The sequence below is a fragment of the Candidatus Nanopelagicales bacterium genome, from assembly GCA_030700225.1.
In the GTDB taxonomy this organism is placed as follows: domain Bacteria; phylum Actinomycetota; class Actinomycetes; order S36-B12.
This window is the reverse complement of the sequence record JAUYJT010000005.1, coordinates 18,582-40,253: the sequence shown is the minus strand read 5'-3', so window position 1 is coordinate 40,253 and position 21,672 is coordinate 18,582. Positions and strand designations below refer to the sequence as shown.

Below are 21,672 nucleotides of genomic sequence, written 5' to 3'. Positions count from 1 at the left end.
GGCCGATGACTTGCACTGCCTGGTGTCTGTTCCGATGACTGTCGCCGCGCTCGGGGCGCAGGTCCCGCTGACGACTCTGGACGGCACCGAGGAGCTGCAGATCCCCACCGGGACCCAGTCGGGCTACGAACGTTCCATTAGAGGACGGGGGGTCCCGCACCTTCGGCGGTCGGGTCGCGGCGATCTGGTCGTTCATCTCGAGGTAGTGACGCCGACCCGGCTGGACGTGGAGCAACGCGGCTTGCTGGAGAACCTTGCGAAGATCCGCGGGGAAGACGAACCAATCGCCGTCCCGGTTGAGCGCCAGGCGGGAATATTCGGCCGACTCAAGGACGCCTTCTCGGGTCGGTGAGGTGCGCTCGTGGCGGCTGCGTGCGGAGCCATCCCACGCCGATCGGCGGTATGTTTCGGTAATGGCTGCCTGTTTGTTCTGTCGCGTTGGAGCCGGGGAGATCCCGTCGAGTCCCGTCTACCGGGATGATCAGTTCTACGCGTTTCACGACATCGACCCCAAGGCGCCAGTGCACGTTCTGGTGATACCGCTCGCTCACCATGCCAACGTCGCGGACCTGACCGCGGCGGACGAGACGCAGGCAGGGGAGTTGCTGCGTCTGGCAGCCAAGGTCGCAGCCGACTTAGGGCTGGACGAACGCGGATACCGTGTCGTGATCAATACGGGGTCAGCGGGAGGTCAGAGCGTCGACCACGTTCACGCTCATGTGCTCGGGGGCCGCCAGATGAAGTGGCCCCCAGGGTGAGTCAAACGTCCACCGAATCCACGGTCGTGGTTCCATCCTCGCTGCCGATGGTCAATGTCCTGGGCGTGCGTGACTCGCTGCTTCGGGTTGTGGAGCAGGCGTTCCCAGGCGTGGATTTCGTAGCCAGGGGCAATGAGATCCGCCTGGCGGGCGACGCCGAGGATGTCCACCTGGTCGAGCTGCTGTTCGCTGAGATGATCGCTGTCCTGCGCACAGGTCAGGGCTTGACTCCGGAGGCCGTTGAGCGCTCCCTGGAGATGCTGCGGGGAGGCGGGGCGCTGCCATCCACCGTGTTGACGGCCAACATATTGTCCAACCGTGGCAAGACGATTCGCCCGAAGACGCAGAACCAGAAACACTACGTCGACGCGATAGACCGGAACACTGTCACGTTCGCTGTTGGCCCGGCCGGTACCGGCAAGACGTACCTGGCGGTGGCCAAGGCCGTTCAGGCTCTGCAAGGCAAGGAAGTCAACCGAATCATCTTGACCCGTCCGGCCGTCGAAGCGGGGGAGCGCCTCGGATTCCTACCTGGGACCCTCAGCGAGAAGATCGATCCCTACCTGCGGCCGCTCTACGATGCCCTGCACGACATGATCGACCCGGACTCGATCCCGCGACTCATCACGAGCGGAACCATCGAGGTCGCCCCGCTGGCCTACATGCGTGGCAGGTCGCTGAACGACGCTTTCATCATCCTCGACGAGGCTCAAAATACGTCCGCGGAGCAGATGAAGATGTTCCTGACACGGCTCGGCTTCAACTCGACGATGGTCGTCACAGGTGACGTGACACAGGTCGACCTGCCCACCGGGATGCCGTCAGGACTGATCGTTGTCGAGGAGATTCTGAAGGGCCTGGGCGAAGTGGCTTTCATCCGGCTGGACTCCGGGGACGTTGTCCGGCATGAGCTCGTCGGGCGCATCGTTGACGCCTACGGCCGCTGGGATGCCAGACGCGAGCCTGCCGCCCGCACGGATCGGTCCCGCCGGTGATCGACCTGAGCAACAACGCCGCCGGCGCCGTGGACGAGGCGGATCTGCTCGGCCTCGCGACGTTCCTGATGTCAGCGCTGGGCATGTCCGCCGACGCGGAGCTGTCGATCGCGCTGGTCGACGAGGATGAGATGGAGCGGTTGCATCGCGAGTGGCTCGGCGAGCCCGGTCCGACGGATGTTCTCAGCTTCCCGATGGATGAGCTCGTCGAGCCAACGGTCGGCGAGTCGGCAGTGACCGGAGTGCTGGGAGACGTAGTGCTGTGTCCTTCGGTGGCCGCTCGTCAGGCCCGCTCGGGAGACTGCCAGGCGGAGATGCGTGTGCTTCTGACTCACGGCGTGCTGCACCTGCTGGGGCATGACCATTCGGATCAAGCCGCGGGGCGAGCCATGTTCGGACGGCAGGCGGAGCTGGTTGCCGCCTACGAGCGCTCGGTGACCGATCCTGCGCGCGACCCGGCGGGAACGTCGTGATGCCCGAGCCACTTGTACTCGTTGTCGTGGCTGTTGCCCTAGTCGTGGCGTCATGGCTGCTAGTCGCTGCCGAGACCGCCATCTCGCGACTGTCCAAGGCCAGCGTTGATGAGTTGCGCAAGACACACGAGCGGGCGGCTATCCGGGTCGACCATCTCGTGCGCGACCGCGTCCGTAGCGTCAACGCCTTGCTGCTGGCGCGCACAGCCACGATGCTGACCGCGGTGATCGTCGTCGCGGCCTGGCTCGTGCAGTGGTCCAGCTGGAGCCCGGCTTGGAACTTGATCGTGGCCACGGCGTTCATGACCGCTGTCACCTACGTTGTGCTCGATGTCTCTGCCCGCACGGTGGGCAGGCAGCATCCAGCGCGTGTGGCTGCCGGGGCGGCGCCTGTAGTGCGGGCCTTGGTCGCGCTGCTGTCGCCAATCACCGCGCTGCTCATTCTGCTGGGCAATGCGATCACCCCCGGGCGCGGTTTCCGTGAAGGCCCATTCGCATCGCAGGCCGAGTTCCTGGAGATGGTCGACGCGGCCGGGGCCGCGGACGTGATCGCCGACGACGAGCGTCAGATGATTCAGTCGGTGTTCCAGTTGGGCGGCACGATCGCGCGGGAAGTGATGGTGCCCCGCACCGAGATGGTGTTCATCGAACGGTCCAGAACTCTTGCCCAAGGCTTGTCACTGTGCCTTCGATCTGGGTTCTCCCGGATCCCAGTAGCGGGCGAGAGCCTCGACGAAATCGTGGGCGTGGTGTTGCTGAAGGACCTCGTCGGGCGCATGTTGGAGAACAGAGACGGGCACCGCAGCGAGCGCATCGACTCCAGGATGCGGAAAGCCCACTTCGTCCCAGACAGCAAGCCGGCTGACGAGCTGCTGCGCGAGATGCAGGCGGATCGCGAACACATGGCAATCGTGGTTGACGAGTTCGGAGGCACGGCGGGGCTAGTCACGATCGAGGACATTCTGGAGGAGATCGTCGGCGAGATCGCCGATGAGTACGACACCGAGGAGCTAGAAGTAGTCGAGTTGCCTGATGGAGGATTCCGTGTGCGTGCGCGGCTAACCCTGGAGCATCTGGCCGCACTGACAGGTATGGACCTCGACCCCGATGCTGAGGGCGTGGAGACTGTGGGCGGTCTGATGGCGAGCAGGCTGGGCCTGGTACCGATTCCTGGGGCGAAAGTGGACACGCATGGGTGGCGCTTGACCGCGGAATCTACAGCCGGAAGGCGCAACCTGGTAGACGCCATACTCGTCGAGCGACTGGACAGCGGCGAGCACGAACATGAGTGAACCGGCGTTCCGCAGCGGTTTCGCGTGCATCGTTGGGCGCCCGAACGTCGGCAAGTCCACGCTATTGAACGCGATACTGGGCACGGACGTCGCTGCCACATCGGACCGCCCTCAGACGACGCGTCACACGATCCGCGGCGTCGTGTCGCGCCCGGACCGGCAGGTCGTGATCGTGGATACCCCAGGGTTTCACCGGCCAAAGACCCTGCTGGGACGGCGGCTCAATGACCTGGTGCGCGGCACCTGGGCCGAAGTGGACGTGATCGCCCAGTGCTTCCCAGCGGACGAAGTAATCGGAGCCGGGGACCGGTTCATCGGAAGGCAGATCTCAGGGCTGGCTGGGCCGGTGAAGATCGCTTTGGTGACCAAGACCGACAAGGTCGCTCCCGCGAGAGTCGCCGAGCAGCTCGTGGCGTGCGTTTCCCTGGCTCAGGACGTGGGGCTGGAGTGGACGGAGATCGTGCCGGTGAGCGCGGTCACGGGGTTCAACGTCGCGGAGTTCACTGAGATTCTGCTGGGGTGCTTGCCACCTGGGCCTCCTCTGTATCCGGAGGGTGAGATTACTGATGAGCCCGACCGTGTGCTGGTAGCTGAGTTCATAAGGGAAGCCGCGTTGCGGCGTATGGACGACGAGATGCCGCATTCCATCGCCGTCGTTGTCGATGAGATGGAGACTCGGCCAGGCCGACCCGATTCGGACCCGCTGGTTGACATAACTGCGGTCCTCTACGTCGAACGTGACAGTCAGAAGCCAATCGTCATAGGGCCGCGCGGCGCTGGCATCAAGCAGATCGGCACGGATGCCCGCCGCAGAACGGAGGCCCTGCTCGGCAGCAAGGTCTTCCTGGATCTGCGTGTCAAGGTCGCCAAGGACTGGCAGCGCGACCCGAAGCAGTTGAAGCGGCTCGGATTCTGAGCCCGGCAGGCTCCCTGAGCGCGCCGCCACACCCGCATTAGCGGCCGCTAAGCACAGAAGCGCCCGTTCGGCGAAGAAACACTCGTTGCAACGGGCGCTTCTGTACCTCAACGGGCGCGTTTGTCAGGAACGGCCGCAAAGTTGGACACCGCAAGGGCGCGGCCGAAGTCTTGCCTTGTCGGACGCTACCGGGGGCTCGGTGATGCAAATCCCCTCATGATCATGCTCGTTAGCGATCTTCTACGCCTATGTGGCGGCAGAACTCCTTGATCAACATAGGATTCGCACCATCTGGACACTCCGCCCGGGTCCGGGCTCAGCTAGAAGCCGGGCAGCGCCACATCCTGCCTGGGCTCAGCGTCGGGTTCATCAGCGTCAAGTCCCGCCGCCGGAGTCCCATCGGACATCTCAGCGATCAGCTCATAGCGGTTGCCATAGGTATCAAGAACAGCGATGACCGCAGCCGCGAGCGGGATGCCGATGAGCGCTCCGATCGGCCCCCAGAGCGCGGCGCCTATGAATACCGCCGCCAGCGCCACGGCGGCGTGGATATGCATGGTCGCCCGGCTGACCTTCGGGGTGAACACGTAGTTCTCGATCTGCTGGTACACCGTGGCGAAAGCCACGATCCACAGAGCGTCAATTGGATCTTCCAGTAGGGCGATCAGCACCGGTACGGCGACGCCGATGTAGGTGCCGATCGTGGGTATCAACTGCGCCGTGAAGCCGGCGAAGACCCCAAGCGGCAGCCAGAACGGCAGGTCAATAACCCAGAAGAATCCGGCGTGCGCGACCGAAGACAGTCCGGCCAGGATGAGCTTCGACACCACGAACCCGCCTGTCTTGGCCAGGCTGATGTCCCACACAGTGACTAGGACGCGCTGATGGCGGGGAGGCAACCAGCTGGCGATAGTGCGGCGTAGCCGGGGGCCGTCGGCGGCGACGTAGAAAGCGAAAACCAGAACCGTCAGCGTGTCGAAAATGACAGCGAAGGCCACTCCGATCGCGCCGAAGATGCCCCCGGCGAAGTCCGTCGCGAACGATGCCACAGTGCTCGCGTCTAGGTTCAGTTGGGAGGTGATTTCGTTCGGGTTCAGATGAAGTCCGAAGCGCTCGTTCAGCTGGTCGACAACATCGGTGACGAGCGTCGGCACAGAATCAATGAGTTCGGCGAGCTGGGAAGAGAAGACACCGCCGAGCATGACAAGCGCCACCATCGTGCCCAGCAGTCCGGCGAGCATCGTTATGCCTGTTCCGAGACCGCGGCTCATGCCATGGCGCTCAAAGAACCTAATAGGGGGCTCCATGGCGATCGCCGCCAGCCAGGCGAGAAGCATCAGGAACAAGAAGTGGCCGGTCGCGTGGAAGAGCCAGACGGCCAGCTGATAGATCGTGAGGATGACCAGGATCGCGATCACACTGCGGCGCAGCCAGCGCGGGTCGAACGCCAGCAACTGCACCGATTCGGAAACCCGCGGCGCTTGCTCTGGCGCTGACGGAGGCATGTATCCAGTCGAGCTTGGCAGCGAGGGATCGCGTGCGGGGTCTTGGCCGACGCGTCGAGGCCATTGGAATGTGGGCTTGCGCAGTCGGCGACGTTTGGGCTGACCGGAAACGGCGCGCCGTTCGGGATCCTCGGCACCCGCGTCGCCGCGGCGGAAGACTGACGCCACCACATGACGGTAACCGACGCCTCGCGGCTCGCTGGGATCTACCCGCCCATGGTCAGGGTGAGTGCGACACTGGACCGTGCCCTTGTACCGAGATGAGGCGATCGTCCTTCGCACTCACGACCTAGGTGAAGCGGACCGGATCGTGTCACTGCTTTCTCGGGACAACGGTCGGGTCCGGGCAGTGGCGAAGGGTGTGCGCCGTGTCAAGAGCAGGTTCGGGGCCAGGCTCGAGCCGTTCAGCCGCGTGGACGTGCAGTGCTACGAGGGCAGGTCGCTGGACACTGTCACTCAGGTGGAGTCGCTGTCCGCCTATGGGGCGAGTCTGTGCGGGGACTATCCGCGGTGGACGGCGGGGACCGCGATGCTGGAGGCCGTGGAGCGGCTCACGCCCGTGGAGAAGGAGTCGGCCACGCGGCAGTACTTGCTGCTCGTTGGAGCTCTTAGGACTCTGGTAGCGGCAACATTGCCGGCGGGTCTGGTACTGGACGCGTTCCTGCTGCGCTCCTTGGCCGTCGCCGGGTGGTCGCCATCGTTCGCGGACTGCGCGCGGTGCGGGCGCGAAGGTCCACACACCGCCTTCCACATAGGATCCGGCGGGATGGTCTGCCAGGATTGCCGTCCAGCGGGTGCGGCCAGGCCGCGACCGGACACGCTGGAACTGCTGGGGGCGCTGATGTCCGGGGAGTGGGATCGAGCGCTTGGCAGCGAGAATCGCGCCCGGGCTGAGGCGAGCGGCTTGGTCGGCGCCTTCCTTCAGTGGCATCTGGAGCGCGGATTACGATCCTGGCCCATGGTGGAACGGGTATGACGAAGGGCCCGGTTCCGCATTCCTCTGGCGTTCGTCCGCCGCGGTATCCAGAGCATCTGCTGCCCCGGCACATCGCGATCGTTATGGACGGCAACGGCCGCTGGGCCAAGGAACGCGGATTGCCGCGCACAGCGGGTCACGAGGCCGGAGAGTTCGCACTGCTGGACGTCGTACATGGCGCGATCGAGATCGGTGTGGACTACTTGAGCGTCTTCGCGTTCTCAACAGAGAACTGGCGGCGGTCACCGGACGAAGTGCGCTTCCTGATGGGATTCAACCGGGAGGTCGTGCGCAGGCGCCGCGAGGAACTTCACGAGATGGGAATCCGAGTCCGATGGGCTGGCCGGCGTCCCAAGCTGTGGAAGTCGGTCATCGCCGAACTTGAGTACGCGGAGGAGTTGACGCGCCACAACCAGGTCATGACGCTCACCATGTGCGTCAACTACGGAGGCCGGGCCGAGATCGCTGATGCCGCCGCGGCGCTGGCGCGGGACGCTGTGCGTGGACTCATCGACCCGGATTCGGTTACGCAGCGGAAGTTCGCCCGCTACCTTGACGAACCCGACATGCCCGATGTCGACCTGTTCATGCGGACGTCGGGGGAGCAGCGGATCAGCAACTTCCTGCTGTGGCAGAGCGCGTACGCCGAGATGGTGTTCCTGGAGCACTTGTGGCCTGACGTGGACCGCCGACACCTGTGGTGGGCCATCGGCGAGTACGTTCGGCGGGACCGGCGATACGGGGGTGCCATGCCCAACGAGGTAGCGCCGACCGATCAGTCCTGATCCTGCAGCAGCTTCTCAGCGATGCGGGCCGGTGCGGGCTCGTGCCCGGTTAGCCGTCTTGTGAAGGTTCCCGTCCCGTGAGCTATGGAACGCAGATCGATCGGGTATCGCGTCAGCTCGGCAGCCGGCACATCGGCCTGAACCAAGGTGCGACCGCCTTCAGCGGATTCGGTTCCCGTGAGTCGGCCGCGTCTGGCTGATAGGTCACTCATGACCGCACCCACGTACTCGTCAGCCACGGTGATGCTCACCGAGTCGATCGGTTCCAGCCGGACCAACCCAGCGTTCTCGGCCGCATCCCGCAGTGCTAGCCCCCCAGCCATCACGAACGCCATATCGGAGGAGTCGACCGAGTGCGCCTTGCCGTCAAATAGCGTTACGCGAAGGTCCACAACAGGCACCCCGTCGCCCAGGCCCTCAGCCATCTGGTTTCGCACGCCCTTCTCCACCGATGGGATGAACTGGCGCGGGACAGCCCCTCCGACAACCTTGTCCACGAACTCGAATCCGGTTCCCGGCGGAAGAGGCTCAACATTCACATCGCAGACAGCGAACTGGCCGTGCCCCCCCGACTGCTTGACCAGTCGCCCGCGCCCTTTCCCGGCTCGCGAGAACGTCTGGCGCAGAGCGATCCTCAATGGCTTGGGCTCGACGCTGACGCCATGCCTGGCCTTCATGCGGTCGAGCACAACGTCAGCGTGCGACTGCCCGATACACCACAGGACCACCTGGTGCGTGTCGATGTTCCTGTCGAGCCGCAGTGTCGGGTCCTCAGCCACCACCCTGGACAGCGCCGTGGACAACTTGTCTTCGTCATTGCGAGTCGCGGCGTGCAGGGCGATCGGAAGTTGAGGCTCAGGAATAAGCCAGGGCTCGACTAGCAGCGGGTCCGCCTTGTCCGACAACGTGTCGCCTGTCTCGGCATGCGCGAGCCGCGCGATCGTGACGATGTCACCGGCCGCCCCCGACGACAGCGGTTCGATCTTGGCGCCGATGGGTCGTCCAAGTGCCCCGGCTCGCTCGTCCACGTCGTGGTCTTCCTGACCCCGGCCAGCCTGGGAATGTCCGGACACGTGAAGCGTGACGTCGGGCCGCAAGGTGCCGCTAAGAATCCGAACCAGCGACAGTCGGCCCACGTAGGGGTCGCTCGTTGTCTTGATGACCTGCGCGCACAGGGGTCCATCCGGGTCGCATTCCAGCGGGGCTACGGGGCTGCCGTCGGGACGCGAGACCGCCGGGGCGGCGTGCTCCGCGGGCGTCGGGAACCCACCCGTGATCAGCTCCAGGATTTCGCTGATACCCACCGGGTTCGCGGCAGCGATGATCGGAAGCACGGGATGGAAGTGTCCTCGCGCCACCGCCTGCTCCAGATCGGCGATGAGCATGTCCGTGTCCAGCTCGCCGCCTTCAAGGAAGGTGTCCATCAGCGTCTCGTCCTCGGATTCGGTGATGATCCCCTCGATAAGCCGATCGCGGGCGGGGCCGATCAGCGAGAGATGCTCGGAATCGGGGTCGCGCACCGCGCGTTGACTCTCGCGGTATTCGCTGATTCGCGTACTAAGTAGCCCTATGAGGCCCGAGACGCGCTCGTTGTCGTCCATCAGCGGTAGGTACATCGGGAGCGCTTCCGCCCCGAACATGCGCTGACAAACGGCAACCGTTTCGTCGAAGTCGGTGTTCTCCCGATCTAGCTGGCTAACGACGACCGCTCGCGGCATTCCGACAGAAGCGCACTCCTGCCAGAGCAACGCGGTCGCGGCGTCCACGCCATCGGCGGCTGACACGACGAACAGCGCCGCGTCCCCACCTCGCAGACCAGCGCGCAGCTCTCCGATGAAGTCGGCGTACCCGGGGGTGTCCAGGATGTTGATCCGAGTGCCCATGAACGTCAGCGACATCGCCGACAGGTACACCGAGCGATGCTGATCGCGCTCGCTTGGGTCCTGGTCCGACACTGTCGTTCCGGCCTCAACGGACCCGGCGTTCGGAATCATCCCGGCGGCCACAAGCATCGCTTCGGCAAGCGTTGTCTTGCCGGATCCGCTCGGGCCTACCAGTACGACGTTTCTGATGGCTGGTTTGGTCATAGGGAAAATGTATGCCGACCGTCCGACACGCCCGACGCTGCCTGCCGCTATGCCGCGAAGCAAGGCCAAGGGCGTGGGATGGTTTGTCTTGAACGACATTCACGCAAGGCCGAGGAAAGGCCGACTGATGCTAAACAACGCCGACGTGCGCAAGGCCGTCGCCCACGTGATCGATCCAGTAGCGAAGCGGCTTCTGGCGGTTGGCATCACTCCCGATGCTGTGACATACGTCGGCGCGGCTGGGACAGTAGCGGCGGCGTTGTGGTTCTTTCCCCGGGGCCAGTTCGTGGCCGGCGTGCTGGTGATCCTGCTGTTCGTGTTCAGTGACCTGCTGGACGGAACGATGGCCCGGTTGTCCGGTCGCAGCGGCCCGTGGGGCAACTTCCTGGACTCAACGCTTGACCGTGTGGCAGACGGTGCTGTGTTCGGAGCGATCCTGATCTACTTCGCTACTCGTGGAGAGGCCCTCGCGACTGCCGCTGGGTGGGTGTGTCTGGTCGGCGGCTTCACTATCTCGTACTCCAAGGCCCGCGCGGAGAGCGTTGGTGCCACAGCGAACGTTGGAATCGCAGAGCGCGCGGAGCGGCTGATTGTCGTCATGGTGGCGGCGTTCCTGCAGGGGCTTGGCGTGTCGTGGGCGTTGCCTGCGGCGTTAACGATCCTGGCCGTGCTGACGATCATCACCGTCGCCCAGCGCTTCTCGAAGGTGGGTTCTCAGCTTCGCGTTCCCAAGGGTGAGGAGCCAGCGACGTGATGCCCGACTGGGTGTCGTACATCGGATTCTCCGTGGGCTGGTCCGCGGTTCGGCACATGAAGGAAGACAGGGCCTACAAGATCTTCGACCGCGGAGGGGAGCGGTCTTGGCGCAAGCGCGGCAAGGGGGTGATCCAGTACGAGAAGAACCTGCGCAGGGTTGTTCCCTCGGCGACCCCCGGCGAAATCAGGGAGTTGTCCAACGCCGGGTTCCGTAAGTACGCGCGGTACTGGTGCGAGGCCTTCCGGATACCCGATTGGCCGCAGGAGCGGATCCTCGGCCTGCACGTTGAGGACGTCGAGATCCTGGAGAAGTCCTACCAAGGTGGGCGGGCCCCGGTCGTGGTAACCCCGCACGCTGGCAACTACGACGCGGCGGGTGCCTATTTCGCGGCTCGGTTCGGCGCCTTCGCAACTGTCGCGGAACGCCTTCGGCCGGAGAAGCTGTTCCAGAAGTTCCTGGAGTACCGCAAGGCGCTTGGCATGGAGATTCTGGCTCAGAACGATCCGTACGTGTTCTCGACCCTTGAGGAGCGCGTCCGCTCTGGCAACACGGTCGCGCTCGTTGGCGACCGTGATCTTTCGCGGCACGGGGTCCCGGTGACGTTCTTCGGTGAACCGACAAGGATGCCCGCGGGTGCGGCGCTGCTGGCCAGGCGCAGTGGTCATGACCTCGTGCCGACCATGTTGTGGGTGGCGGACGGCGTGAACTGCGCGAAAGTGTTTCCTCCTGTGGCGATCGACGCGGACGGCGAGGAGGCCCCGGCGGTGGCTGCGGCCATTCAAGGTGTAGCTGACGTGTTCGCCGGGGCGATCGCGGAACATCCGACCGACTGGCACATGCTCCAGCCTCTGTGGGTGGCCGATCTTGACCCACGTCGCGACCCGATGCACGGACGTGTTGGCGAGGCCCCCAATGCCTAAGTCGCTTCGCGTTGGCATCGTCAGCCCTTACGCATGGGACGTGCCCGGCGGTGTTCAGTTCCACATACGGGATCTGACCCAGGCGTTGGAACGGCTAGGCCATCACGTCAGTGTGCTCGCGCCGGCTGACGAGGACGACGGCTTGCCTGACTATGTGACGTCGACGGGCAGGCCCATGGCGGTCCACTACAACGGTTCAGTGGCGCGAGTGAACCTGGGCGTCAGGTCCACGCGGCGGGTGAGGCAATGGGTACGCGACGGGGAATTCCATGTGATGCACGTCCATGAGCCAATGTGCCCGGGAATCTCCAACATCGCCATTTGGGCCGCGCAGGGGCCGATCGTCGCCACGTGGCATTCGTCGATGGAGCGGTCTCGGGCTCTGTCCGCCAGCTTCTACCTCGCGCAGACGATCATGGAGAAGGTGCGTGGCCGAATCGCTGTTTCGGAGCTGGCCCGCCGTACTTTGGTCGACCACCTAGGTGGTGACGCGGTGCTGATCCCCAACGGCGTCGACTGCGGCGCGTTCGAGGACGCTGAGCCGTTCGAAGGCTGGCCGGGCCCAGGCAGGGCACTGCTGTTCCTGGGCCGACTGGATGAGCCTCGCAAAGGTCTGTCGATCCTGCTGAAGGCGTTGCCGGCGATAGCCGAACGGTTTCCGGACATCCGGCTGCTTCTGGCCGGTCCTGGGGATGAGTCCGACATCGTAAGGCACCTGCCCGAGGATGTGCGGCGGCGCCTGACGTTTCTTGGTCTGGTGTCTGAGAGCGACAAGGTCAGGGCCATGCATTCGGTCGACGCCTACGTCGCGCCAAACACGGGGGGGGAGTCATTCGGGATCGTGCTACTGGAGGCGATGGCCAGCGGAACCCCGGTCGTCGCCAGCGACCTTGAGGCGTTCCGCAGGGTGCTGGACGAAGGACGAGATGGCGTGCAGTTCGCCAACGGGGATTCCGCGGATCTGGCCCGGGCCGCGGTAGGCCTGCTCGGCGACGATGCGCGCCGCGCGGAGCTGGAGGTCGCCGGCCGTGCCCGCGCCAAGCTCTACGACTGGGAAAGGGTGTCGCGGGAAATCGTGGACGTTTACCGAAGTGTGCGCGTGCCAGGTGAACACGTCAGCGAGGACTTACGCGGCCAGTTCGTCGGCCGGTTCGCTCACCGAGCGGCCTGGCGGCCCGCGGGCGGCCGGGAATGAGCGCCTGGCTTCTTGTCATCCCTGTCGTGGTTCTCGCGGCCCTTGGGCTGTACTTGTCGTCAACGGCAGGTCGGCTGGACAGGCTCCACAAGCGCGTGGACCTGGCCCGCGAGTCTCTCGACGCCGCGCTCGCCAGGCGAAGCTCTGTCGTTACTGAGCTGGCGGGGATGATGCTCCCGGATCCCGCGTCAGCACTGGTACTGGGAGACGCGGCCTACGGTGCCAGTCGGGCGGAGGAGGCCGACCCAGTTTCCAGGGGACTGGCTGAGAGTGACCTGACGCAGGTATTGGTCGCTGTGTTCGAGGACCCTGAGCAGGTTGCCGAGATATCGGCGCTCCCCGACGGCAAGGAGATGATGGAGGAACTTCAGAGCGCGACGCGTCGAGTGGAGATGTCCAGGAGGTTCCTGAACGACGCGGTTCGCGCCTGCCGGGCCGTGCGTGTACAACGGTTCGTGCGGTGGTTCCGGCTCGCGGGCCACACTCCCTGGCCAAACTCGTTCGAGATGGATGACCTGCCGCCCACCGGTTTCGGGGTTAGGTGACCTTCCCCCAGGGGCAATACAGCGCTGTATACTGCGCTGTATGACTGCGACGCGAACTCAGATCTACTTGTCCGACGAGCAGCGGCGGCGGATCGACAAGATATGCCGGGACGCGGGGGTGCCTATGGCGGAAGTCATACGCGATGCGGTCGACCGCTACCTTGAGGCCGAGTTCCCGAATCCCGATGACGCGCTCAAGGAAACGTTCGGCGCGGACCCCGCAATCGACGTACCTCCGCGCGGTGAGTGGGATCGTGGCTAATTTGCTCGTGGACACCGATATCTTCATCGACCACCTCCGGGGCGCGATTCCACTGGATCCCGGAGCAAACCGGCTCAGCTACTCGGTCGTCACGCGCGCCGAACTATTCGCCGGGTCATCGGCGGAGTCCGCCCTGACCCGCCTACTGTCCCCATTTCGGGAGATCGTGGTGGACAGAGCCGTAGCGGAGAGAGCGGGCCGGATCAGGCGAGATACAGGAGTTGCCATGCCGGACGCCTTGATCGCGGCAACGGCACTGGCGAATCGACTCGCTCTGGTGACCCGAAACCAGAAGCACTTCACGGCGATCCCCGGATTGCGAATTCGGTCACTCGGTTCGTGACTGACCCGAACCGCCGACCTGCGCCGTCGTCTTGGGAGAACTGGCGACCGTGTCGCCATCGCTCCGCGGTTCACGTTGGTCGGCGCCGGTATCGCAGACGCAAGCGATGTCTTCTCGTACTCCCTGGCCATGGAGCGGCGCGACCAGCTGCTCTTCAAAGGCGGTGACTTCCCACGCACGGACGTAGCGGCAGCGGTCCGAAGTTCCGACTCCTGAGGGTTCCGAGTGGCCGCCGCCGGGATCGGGTCGCCGAACTACAGTCGTGCCGTAGCCTTGGCCGCCTTCTGCGTCGCGTAGCGGGCAACCCCTGACCCAGGTGGGGGCCGCGCTGGACCCATCGGCGCCGCGCGGGGCCGCGAGGAGCGGCTGCTGATGCGGATTGGACGGCGGCTACTTCATCCAGGCCTTGGTCTGTTTGCTTTCCGTGCCGTATCCGGCTGAATTGTGGGGGCGGATCAGGAAGAACAGCGGCTTACCGAGCTTGGCTCGTTTCTTCGCCCCCGGGACACGGCCTGTCCACTTGTGGCCGGATGTTGTGGCTATCTTCCGGCCCCAGTTGCCCTTCTTCGTGGCTTTCCAGATCTGGTACGTCACGGTGGCGCCGTTCGCGGCTGACCTCACCCAGTGGATGTGCGCCTTGCCGTGGCGCTTGGGCGTGACCTTAGGTTTTCCAGGCTTCCCGGGCTTTCCACGCGGGGTTACCGACGACGACGCTGACGAGTAGCTTCCCACGCCAACCGCGTTGATGGCCGCGACTCGGAAGCTGTACGACGTCCCATTGGTCAGTCCCGTGACCACCCGCGACCTCGCCGTTGTTCCTGTGTCGCCGACCACGGTTGACCAGGCACCGGATCCGGTCCTGCGCTGAACGCGGTACCCGGTGATCGCGGAACCTCCGGTGGATGCTGGCGCGCTCCACGACACGGTGGCCTTCTTGTCTCCCGGTACACCACGGACCCCCGTCGGCGCACCCGGAGGCCCGGGAGTGGCGGTGCCGGTCACGTCGGCGGTGCCTTCGGCGTATCCGGTGCGGTTGGTTGTGATGGTGGCTGTGGAGCTGGCCCCGGGAGCTAGTCCGGTGACTGTGACCAGGCCGGTGCCGTTGATGGCGGCGGCACCACTGGTGGCGCTGGCGCCCCAGGTGTAGTCAGCGTCGTAGTTCGACACTTGAACGGTGAACCCGTCCGCAGTGGAGGTCGGGGCGTCGAACGTCGGCGTCAGCCCCGCGGCAAGGGCTGTCCCCTCGACGTCAGCGGTGCCTTCGGCGTAGCCGGTGCGGTTGGTTGTAATCGTGGCCGTGGAGCTGGCCCCGGGAGCTAGTCCGGTGACTGTGACCAGGCCCGTGCCGTTGATGGCGGCGGCACCACTGGTGGCGCTGGCGCCCCAGGTGTAGTCAGCGTCGTAGTTCGACACCTGCGCGGTGAACCCGTTCGCCGTGGAGGTCGGGGCGTCGAACGTCGGCGTCAGGGCTGCGCCGGTTGAGGCGGTGCCGGTCACGTCGGCGGTGCCTTCGGTGTAGCCGGTGCGGTTGGTTGTGATGGTGGCTGTGGAGCTGGCCCCGGGAGCCAGTCCGGTGACGGTGACCAGGCCAGTGCCGTTGATGGCGGCGGCACCACTGGTTGCGCTGGCGCCCCAGGTGTAGTCAGCGTCGTAGTTCGACACCTGCGCGGTGAACCCGTCCGCCGTGGAGGTCGGGGCGTCGAACGTCGGCGTCAGCGCCGGATCTAGGGGATCGCAGCTGGGGAACTTGAAGCTGCCGATCCTGGTGCGCCAAGGTGCTGACCCGGTCGTGGCAAGGTACTCATTGGTGTACCAGAACGTGCAGTCGTCCTCCGGATCGACCTGCATAGCGGAGTAGTCGCCCCAGCGTGCGGCGCTATGCGTCTGCGACCCGGTGCCGTCGATGATCGCGACTTCTGTTTGGGGCAGCGTGTCCAAAGGATCGCCATCGAGCCTGCCAGCGTAGTAGATCGACGGATATGTCGTAGTGCCGTTGGATTTGCTGTAGCCAAGGGCGATGTTGCCGTCGCCGTCCATCGCGATGGACCCCATCCACCTGTAGTTGGTGGAATCCGGGCTGAAGACGCCGTCCTGGTACACCGTGGGCGTCACGGCATCGGGGTCGCGGATCTCGTACCAGCCGACGCCGGTCTGCGTGGTCAAGCCGGGGTCGCCGTCCATGGGCACCGTGTGGTTGACGACCAGGGACTCGTGCGTGCCGAAGTTCCGGTAGGCCAACCGGTACATCGTTTTGCCGCCGAGGGACTCCAGCTTCACGCTCGTGCCAGGTTGGGGGATGCACCTGCCCCTGGTGACGCTGACACAGGCCCACGTGAACGGATCCACGACGATCTCGGTCGGCCCTTCGAACGTGGTGTTGCCGGGTGTGTCCCAGTCGACGGAGAACTTGTACATGGTCAGCTTGTCGTTGTCGGACCAGTGTTCGCCCAACACGAAGTTCGGCGAACCGTCCGGCGGTGGCGTTGACCCGTCCAGGTCAGAAGGCAGCAGGGACCACTCCGTTGGGGAGTCGAAGCACTGCTGGGTGGCGGCCAGCCCGGCCAGCATCTTCGCCCGCTCCAGCGCGCACGTCTTAACCCCAAGGAAGGTTGTGCCAGCGGCATCGAACATGTTGTAGGTCACGTAGTAGCCATCTGGCCACACGCCGACCTTGGGGTAGTCGGGAAAGTCGGTGCCGTAGTCGAACGCGTAGAGCTCGTACGTTCCAAGCGGGTCGCTGCCAGTGGACACTGCCAGGCACTCGTACATCGTTGAGCCGTCGACCGCGAACTGCGATATCACCCAGCGGTCCGCAGCTTGGTCGTAGTTGACGATCGGGTCTCCATTGTTGTAGTCCGCGCAGTCGCTGACGCTGAACCCTGTCCACAGCGCGTTGTTGCTCCACGGCCCCCCGAGCAGCGTCCCGGTCTTGCTGTAGACGGCGAAGGACAGGTTGACGATCTGCACGTAGTGATCAGGGCCCACATCTCCGTTGGTGTCCGGCGGCAGGACGCTGTTGACATTGCTGATGCCGTCGAAGTTCTGGTCCGTTGATGGCATCGGCGCGGAGGGAACGGTTTCGTCGCGGCTGGCCGCCCCGGGCAGGCTCGAGTCGTCCGCCCGCCTCTGAGGCGGAGTCGGGTGGTTCGGGATCTCGCGTAGGCCGCGGCTCTTGGAACGCGGCGAAGGTGGGATTGACCTCAGCGGCGCCGACGTGTCATGTGCGACCGCTTCGGATACCTCAGGTCCTCTGCGGACGGAGACATCAGGTGTTCCGGACGGACCGGCAGATGCCGTGTCTGGCGCTCCGGGCATGAAGGCAAGAACCATGGCGGTCGAAGCCGTGAGGACCAGACCGATCCGTCCTGCTCTAAGCCGTGCCATGCTCGTCCGCTTTCACAGTGTCTACTGCGATTTTCGCACAGATGTCCGGCTCGTTACCCGTTCATTGGCCAAACCCGCCGAGCGGCTGCGGCCCGCTCGAAGTAGTTGCGGTCCCCTCGCCATGCGCAAGAGCGGCCGTTCCCGACAAACGCGGATGTTTGGGTACAGACGCGCCCGTTAGAACGAGTGTTTCCTTACCGAGCAGGTGCTTCTTTCGTTAGCGGCCGTTTCTGCGGCGGGGAGGTTTCGCTGCTTGACGCACATTCGAGCATCGGCTCCTGCCGGGCACCGTGTCGCCCGGAGCGGATAGCATCGGCAACGCGCAGCATGGAGGTAGACCTTGTCAACAGATCCCAGCGCGGCCGCCGTCGCCGACGCCGCTGTAACGGGCTCGCCCCTGGTCAAGCGCGGCATGGCCGAGATGCTCAAGGGCGGCGTCATCATGGACGTTGTCACACCTGAGCATGCCAAGATCGCCGAGGACGCCGGAGCTGTTGCCGTCATGGCGCTGGAGCGGGTTCCCGCAGACATCCGGGTGCAGGGCGGCGTGGCGCGGATGAGCGACCCGGACATGATCCAGGGCATCATCGAGGCCGTCTCAATACCCGTCATGGCCAAGGCCAGGATCGGGCATTTCGTAGAAGCACAGATCCTGCAGTCCCTCGGCGTGGACTACATAGACGAGTCCGAAGTTCTCACGCCCGCCGACTACGCCCATCACATCGACAAGTGGAAGTTCACCGTGCCGTTCGTGTGCGGCGCCACGAATCTGGGGGAGGCTCTGCGACGCCTGTGCGAGGGAGCGGCGATGATCCGCTCCAAGGGCGAGGCGGGAACCGGCGACGTGTCCAACGCCACCGGGCACATGAGGCAGATCCGAGCTGAGATCGCGCGTCTGGCATCGCTACCCGCCGACGAGCTCTACCTGGCGGCGAAGGAACTGGGGGCACCGTACGAGATCGTCGCCGAAGTCGCTCGGGAAGGGCAGCTTCCTGTCGTACTGTTCACGGCCGGTGGGATCGCTACACCGGCGGACGCTGCGATGATGATGCAGCTCGGCGCGGACGGGGTCTTCGTCGGCTCGGGGATCTTCAAGTCAGGCGATCCGGCCAAGAGGGCGCTTGCGATCGTGCGGGCGACGACCCACTACGACGACCCCGATGTACTCGCGGAGGTTTCCCGGGGTCTCGGGGAGGCGATGGTCGGGATCAACGTCCAAAGCCTGCAGGCCGAGGAGCGGTTAGCCGTGCGCGGCTGGTGACAGCGACGATCGGGGTTCTGGCGCTCCAGGGGGATGTACGGGAGCATGCGCGCTTGCTGCGCGAGCTCGGAGTCACCGTGCGTCCGATCCGTAGGGCTGACCAGCTGGCGGGGGTGCAGGGCCTCGTCATTCCAGGCGGGGAGTCCACGACGATCTCGCGATTGGCGATCGACTTCGGCCTTCTTGAGCCGTTGCGAGAAGCTGTTCGCGACGGTCTCGCCGTTCTGGGGACCTGTGCGGGCATGATCATGCTCGCCAAGTCGATCCTTGACGGCCGTCCCGATCAGGAAACCATCGGCGGGCTCGACATCCTCGTCCGCCGCAACGCGTTCGGCAGGCAGGTGGAGTCGTTCGAGACGGGGGTCAAGATCGCTGGCATGAGCGGCCCCGACTTCCCTGGGGTGTTCATTCGAGCTCCATGGGTGGAATCCGCCGGACCGCGGGTCACAGTTCTCGCCAGGCTGGTCCCTAGCGGTGGTCCGGGCTCGGGCCCGGGCGAAGGTAGGATCGTCGCGGTAAGGCAGGACCGAATCCTGGCCGCGGCATTCCACCCAGAGCTATCCGCGGACTCCAGGTTCCACAGCATGTTCTTGTCGATGATCGAGTAGGGAGACCAGTGTCAGGTCACTCCAAGTGGGCAACGACCAAGCACAAGAAGGCCGTCGTTGACGCCAGGCGGGGAAAACTCTTCGCGAAGCTGATCAAGAACATCGAGGTCGCGGCCCGTCAGGGGGGCGGGGATCCGGCGGGGAATCCGACGCTCTATGACATGATCCAGAAGGCCAAGAAGAGCTCGCTGCCCAATGACAATATCGAACGCGCTGTCAGGCGGGGTTCGGGCGCGGAAGTCGGCGCCGCCCAGTACGAGACAGTGATGTATGAGGGGTACGGGCCTAACGGCGTTGCGTTCCTCGTCGAGTGCCTGACCGATAACCGCAATCGCGCGGCGAGTGACGTGCGAACCGCGATGACTCGGCACGGGGGTTCCCTCGCCGACCCTGGTTCGGTTTCGTATCTGTTCGCGCGCAAGGGTGTCGTCATCGTGCCCAAGGGTGAGACGACGGAGGACGACGTACTCGCCGCCGTCCTCGACGCGGGCGCAGAGGAAGTCAACGATCTGGGTGAGGATCTGGAGGTGGTTTGCGAAGCCGCTGATGTTGTCGCTGTGCGCACGGCTCTCCAGGGCGCCGGAATCGACTACAACTCCGCGGAGGCCACTTTCATGCCCAGCGTGACTGTCGAGCTCGACGAGGATGCGGCCCGCAGCACCTTCCGTCTGATCGAGGCGCTGGAGGATTCGGACGACGTGCAGAACGTCTACGCCAACTTCGATGTGTCCGACGAGATCATGGAGTCGTTGGACTGAGGCGCAGCTCGTAGATAGGTCAAGCGGCGCCCACTGCCCGGGGAAACGGCCGCTCCCGACAAACGCACCCGTTACGCAAGGAAACTACCGATCTAACGGGCGCGTCTGTACCCAAAAGGGCGCTTCTGTTCGGAGCGGCCGTTTCTGCCAATGCGGGAGCGGCGCTGTGTGCTCCGTCAGTCCATCCCCGCGCGTCAACCCCAAGTTCCAGGTAACGTCCCTCGAAGAGGGCAGCTTGCTAGTTGGAGGAACTGTGGCTGAGCTAAACGAAACAATGCGGAGGTTCCAGGAGTTGCGCGGTGTCGGCCAGCAGATGGCGGGATACGACGCGGCCACGTGGCGTGCCGCCGCTGGCGACCGGCACATGCGTTCAACAGTCATCGCGGTCATGCTGCTGGATTCGACTCCCAGTTGGGACGTGTTGCGTGCTCGCTTCGAGCGCCTGACTCGCATGGTTCCGGTGTTGCGCGAACGGCCGCTCTTCGGGGCAGTGGGGATCTCGAGTCCGCGCCTCAGCCTGGACCCGGATTTCGATCTTGACATCCACCTGCACCGGTACCGGTTGCACGACGGGGCGGGCTGGAATGACGTTCTGGACGAGGCTCGCCGCATCAGTCTCACGGACTTCGACCACGGTCGCCCGCTATGGGATATGCACCTGATCGAGGGCCTGCCGGGTGACCGGGCGGCCATGATCCTGAAGTTGCACCATGCCATCGCGGATGGTCAGGGGACGGTTCTGATGGCCGCCAATCTGGTGACGATCGCTCCTGAAGGCAACCCCGATGAGCCCGAAGCGCCGTCCATCCCGAGCGGATCTTCCGTCTCTGTGGCCAGGGTCAGCAGTGCGAACATCCACGACAACGTCGGGCGGTCATTCCACTACGCGGCTGAAGGCGTCAAGATCGCAGCCGGTCTGGCCGTGGGAACGATCAAGGACCCTGTTGGAACTTGGTCGGAAGCGTTGGGAATGGTCAGTTCGATCGGTCGGTTCGCCGCGATGCCGGAAGCGGCGATGTCCCCTGTGATGCAAGGCCGCTGCACTACGTACCACTTCCGGACGTTCGACTTCCCGTTCGCGGAGATGCGATCAGCGGCCAAGAGACACGGCTTCTCGGTCAACGACGTGTTCATGGCAGCGGTGGCAACGGGTGCGGACTACTACCATGAGCGGCACGGCCAGACCGCCCGCCAACTGCGATTCAACCTCCCGATCAGCCTGAGATCGGTTTCCAAGGACGGATCGAGCGCTAACGCCGTGACGATCGCGAGGTTCCCTCTCCCCGTCAGCGGCGCTTCGATAGAGGAGCGACTCAAGGCCGCCCATGACATCGTGCGGAAATGGCGCGACGAGCCCGCACTTTCGTTGTCGAACCCGCTGGCGGACGTTAGCTGGCTACTTCCGGTTCCGCTGATCGCGTGGACCGCTAGTCATAGCGACATCACTACTAGCAACGTGCCTGGGCCACCCGTGCCCCTGTATCTGGCGGGTTCTCGAATCGTCGGAATGTGGCCGCTCGTCGCCACGATGGGATCGTCGCTGAACATCACGATGATCACGTACGACAAGTCCGCGTTCGTGGGCGTAACCGCCGATGATGAGGCCGTTCCTGACATCGAGGACTTCATGGTCGATCTGAGGAAGGGCTTTGAGGAACTGCTGGAGTCGGCGGTCGGTTCGCAGGATCCACTCGCCGTTGGTGCTCCGCCCGCGGCGGCCAAGAAGCCCGCGGCGGCCAAGAAGCCCTAGACAACCGTCCCCCCTTGCCTAGCCGGATCTGAGATTCTTCGGCGCGTCGCGACGCTAGACCGCTGCGCCCGTAATAGGATGCGAACACCTGTTCGACACAGG

At 64.7% G+C, this 21,672-nt stretch carries 21 protein-coding genes; 18 read left to right on the top strand and 3 right to left on the bottom strand.

Translation table 11 applies throughout. The features are described 5' to 3' along the window. From Q8P38_00895 to era, 6 genes are all read left to right on the top strand, one after another. Positions 1–352, top strand: a 352-nt coding sequence (locus Q8P38_00895) for a DnaJ C-terminal domain-containing protein (protein MDP4013171.1), incomplete at its 5' end; no start/stop codon positions are given. Positions 353–413: 61 nt separating this feature from the next. Continuing rightward, positions 414–758, top strand: coding sequence for a histidine triad nucleotide-binding protein (locus Q8P38_00890; GenBank protein MDP4013170.1), 345 nt, complete (start codon positions 414–416; stop codon positions 756–758). Beyond that, positions 755–1,753, top strand: a complete 999-nt coding sequence (locus tag Q8P38_00885; GenBank protein ID MDP4013169.1) for a PhoH family protein — start codon at positions 755–757, stop codon at positions 1,751–1,753. Before Q8P38_00890 ends, Q8P38_00885 begins: the two co-directional genes overlap by 4 nt. Continuing rightward, positions 1,750–2,226: an rRNA maturation RNase YbeY gene (ybeY, locus tag Q8P38_00880; protein ID MDP4013168.1), complete on the top strand. Its 477-nt coding sequence runs from the start codon at positions 1,750–1,752 to the stop codon at positions 2,224–2,226. Before Q8P38_00885 ends, ybeY begins: the two co-directional genes overlap by 4 nt. Continuing rightward, positions 2,226–3,518, top strand: coding sequence for a hemolysin family protein (locus tag Q8P38_00875; protein MDP4013167.1), 1,293 nt, complete (start codon positions 2,226–2,228; stop codon positions 3,516–3,518). Before ybeY ends, Q8P38_00875 begins: the two co-directional genes overlap by 1 nt. Then, complete coding sequence (gene era, locus Q8P38_00870) at positions 3,511–4,434, top strand: GTPase Era (protein MDP4013166.1); 924 nt, start codon at positions 3,511–3,513, stop codon at positions 4,432–4,434. The genes Q8P38_00875 and era overlap by 8 nt, the downstream gene beginning before the upstream one ends. Before the next feature lie 320 nt (positions 4,435–4,754). Here era and Q8P38_00865 read toward each other — a convergent pair whose 3' ends face one another. Next, positions 4,755–6,107 (bottom strand): AI-2E family transporter, encoded by a 1,353-nt coding sequence (locus Q8P38_00865; GenBank protein MDP4013165.1) that lies wholly within the window; start codon positions 6,105–6,107, stop codon positions 4,755–4,757. A 76-nt stretch (positions 6,108–6,183) separates the two neighbouring features. On the opposite strand from Q8P38_00865, the gene recO reads away from it, so the two are divergent. Next, a complete protein-coding gene (recO, locus tag Q8P38_00860) occupies positions 6,184–6,915 on the top strand; it encodes a DNA repair protein RecO (GenBank protein MDP4013164.1) in 732 nt (243 codons plus the stop codon). Beyond that, entirely contained in the window at positions 6,912–7,700 is a 789-nt protein-coding gene (locus Q8P38_00855; protein MDP4013163.1) for an isoprenyl transferase, read from the top strand. The genes recO and Q8P38_00855 overlap by 4 nt, the downstream gene beginning before the upstream one ends. Here the strand turns inward: Q8P38_00855 and Q8P38_00850 are convergent. Then, complete coding sequence (locus Q8P38_00850; protein ID MDP4013162.1) at positions 7,691–9,787, bottom strand: elongation factor G-like protein EF-G2; 2,097 nt, start codon at positions 9,785–9,787, stop codon at positions 7,691–7,693. The genes Q8P38_00855 and Q8P38_00850 overlap by 10 nt on opposite strands. A 127-nt stretch (positions 9,788–9,914) precedes the next feature. Here Q8P38_00850 and Q8P38_00845 point away from each other — a divergent pair, with 127 nt between their 5' ends. Genes Q8P38_00845 through Q8P38_00820 form a run of 6 tightly spaced genes read left to right on the top strand, consistent with a single transcriptional unit; the run spans position 9,915 to position 13,809 of the window. Next, positions 9,915–10,541 carry a CDP-alcohol phosphatidyltransferase family protein gene (locus tag Q8P38_00845; protein ID MDP4013161.1) on the top strand — a complete coding sequence of 209 codons (627 nt, stop codon included), beginning with the start codon at positions 9,915–9,917 and terminating at the stop codon, positions 10,539–10,541. Then, complete coding sequence (locus tag Q8P38_00840; protein MDP4013160.1) at positions 10,541–11,464, top strand: phosphatidylinositol mannoside acyltransferase; 924 nt, start codon at positions 10,541–10,543, stop codon at positions 11,462–11,464. Before Q8P38_00845 ends, Q8P38_00840 begins: the two co-directional genes overlap by 1 nt. Beyond that, on the top strand, positions 11,457–12,659 hold the full coding sequence (locus Q8P38_00835; protein MDP4013159.1) for a glycosyltransferase family 4 protein: 1,203 nt from the start codon (positions 11,457–11,459) through the stop codon (positions 12,657–12,659). Before Q8P38_00840 ends, Q8P38_00835 begins: the two co-directional genes overlap by 8 nt. Further along, positions 12,656–13,204: an NUDIX hydrolase gene (locus Q8P38_00830; GenBank protein ID MDP4013158.1), complete on the top strand. Its 549-nt coding sequence runs from the start codon at positions 12,656–12,658 to the stop codon at positions 13,202–13,204. The genes Q8P38_00835 and Q8P38_00830 overlap by 4 nt, the downstream gene beginning before the upstream one ends. Positions 13,205–13,244: 40 nt before the next feature. After that, positions 13,245–13,466, top strand: a complete 222-nt coding sequence (locus Q8P38_00825; protein MDP4013157.1) for a CopG family transcriptional regulator — start codon at positions 13,245–13,247, stop codon at positions 13,464–13,466. After that, positions 13,459–13,809: a type II toxin-antitoxin system VapC family toxin gene (locus Q8P38_00820; GenBank protein MDP4013156.1), complete on the top strand. Its 351-nt coding sequence runs from the start codon at positions 13,459–13,461 to the stop codon at positions 13,807–13,809. The genes Q8P38_00825 and Q8P38_00820 overlap by 8 nt, the downstream gene beginning before the upstream one ends. A gap of 390 nt (positions 13,810–14,199) precedes the next feature. Here the strand turns inward: Q8P38_00820 and Q8P38_00815 are convergent, their stop codons facing one another. Then, on the bottom strand, positions 14,200–16,869 hold the full coding sequence (locus Q8P38_00815; protein MDP4013155.1) for a fibronectin type III domain-containing protein: 2,670 nt from the start codon (positions 16,867–16,869) through the stop codon (positions 14,200–14,202). Positions 16,870–17,605: 736 nt separating this feature from the next. Between Q8P38_00815 and pdxS the strand changes: the two genes are divergently transcribed. The 4 genes from pdxS to Q8P38_00795 all read left to right on the top strand — a co-directional run bounded on the left by pdxS (position 17,606) and on the right by Q8P38_00795 (position 21,570). Continuing rightward, positions 17,606–18,454 carry a pyridoxal 5'-phosphate synthase lyase subunit PdxS gene (pdxS, locus tag Q8P38_00810; protein ID MDP4013154.1) on the top strand — a complete coding sequence of 283 codons (849 nt, stop codon included), beginning with the start codon at positions 17,606–17,608 and terminating at the stop codon, positions 18,452–18,454. Next, the gene (pdxT, locus tag Q8P38_00805) at positions 18,451–19,062 is read left to right on the top strand and encodes a pyridoxal 5'-phosphate synthase glutaminase subunit PdxT (GenBank protein ID MDP4013153.1); all 612 of its coding nucleotides are present in this window, start codon (positions 18,451–18,453) and stop codon (positions 19,060–19,062) included. The genes pdxS and pdxT overlap by 4 nt, the downstream gene beginning before the upstream one ends. An 8-nt stretch (positions 19,063–19,070) precedes the next feature. Next, complete coding sequence (locus Q8P38_00800; GenBank protein ID MDP4013152.1) at positions 19,071–19,820, top strand: YebC/PmpR family DNA-binding transcriptional regulator; 750 nt, start codon at positions 19,071–19,073, stop codon at positions 19,818–19,820. Between the two features lie 253 nt (positions 19,821–20,073). Then, complete coding sequence (locus Q8P38_00795; GenBank protein ID MDP4013151.1) at positions 20,074–21,570, top strand: wax ester/triacylglycerol synthase family O-acyltransferase; 1,497 nt, start codon at positions 20,074–20,076, stop codon at positions 21,568–21,570. Positions 21,571–21,672: the final 102 nt, after the last annotated feature.

Excerpts from the sequence above, each read along its gene's own strand:
- era (MDP4013166.1), top strand. The coding sequence starts at position 3,511 with ATGAGTGAACCGGCGTTCCGCAGCGGTTTCGCGTGCATCGTTGGGCGC.
- Q8P38_00850 (MDP4013162.1), bottom strand. The coding sequence starts at position 9,787 with ATGACCAAACCAGCCATCAGAAACGTCGTACTGGTAGGCCCGAGCGGA.
- Q8P38_00835 (MDP4013159.1), top strand. The coding sequence starts at position 11,457 with ATGCCTAAGTCGCTTCGCGTTGGCATCGTCAGCCCTTACGCATGGGAC.
- Q8P38_00855 (MDP4013163.1), top strand. The coding sequence starts at position 6,912 with ATGACGAAGGGCCCGGTTCCGCATTCCTCTGGCGTTCGTCCGCCGCGG.
- Q8P38_00830 (MDP4013158.1), top strand. The coding sequence starts at position 12,656 with ATGAGCGCCTGGCTTCTTGTCATCCCTGTCGTGGTTCTCGCGGCCCTT.
- Q8P38_00840 (MDP4013160.1), top strand. The coding sequence starts at position 10,541 with ATGCCCGACTGGGTGTCGTACATCGGATTCTCCGTGGGCTGGTCCGCG.
- Q8P38_00845 (MDP4013161.1), top strand. The coding sequence starts at position 9,915 with ATGCTAAACAACGCCGACGTGCGCAAGGCCGTCGCCCACGTGATCGAT.
- Q8P38_00890 (MDP4013170.1), top strand. The coding sequence starts at position 414 with ATGGCTGCCTGTTTGTTCTGTCGCGTTGGAGCCGGGGAGATCCCGTCG.
- Q8P38_00825 (MDP4013157.1), top strand. The coding sequence starts at position 13,245 with ATGACTGCGACGCGAACTCAGATCTACTTGTCCGACGAGCAGCGGCGG.
- Q8P38_00875 (MDP4013167.1), top strand. The coding sequence starts at position 2,226 with ATGCCCGAGCCACTTGTACTCGTTGTCGTGGCTGTTGCCCTAGTCGTG.
- Q8P38_00815 (MDP4013155.1), bottom strand. The coding sequence starts at position 16,869 with ATGCCATCAACGGACCAGAACTTCGACGGCATCAGCAATGTCAACAGC.
- pdxS (MDP4013154.1), top strand. The coding sequence starts at position 17,606 with ATGGCCGAGATGCTCAAGGGCGGCGTCATCATGGACGTTGTCACACCT.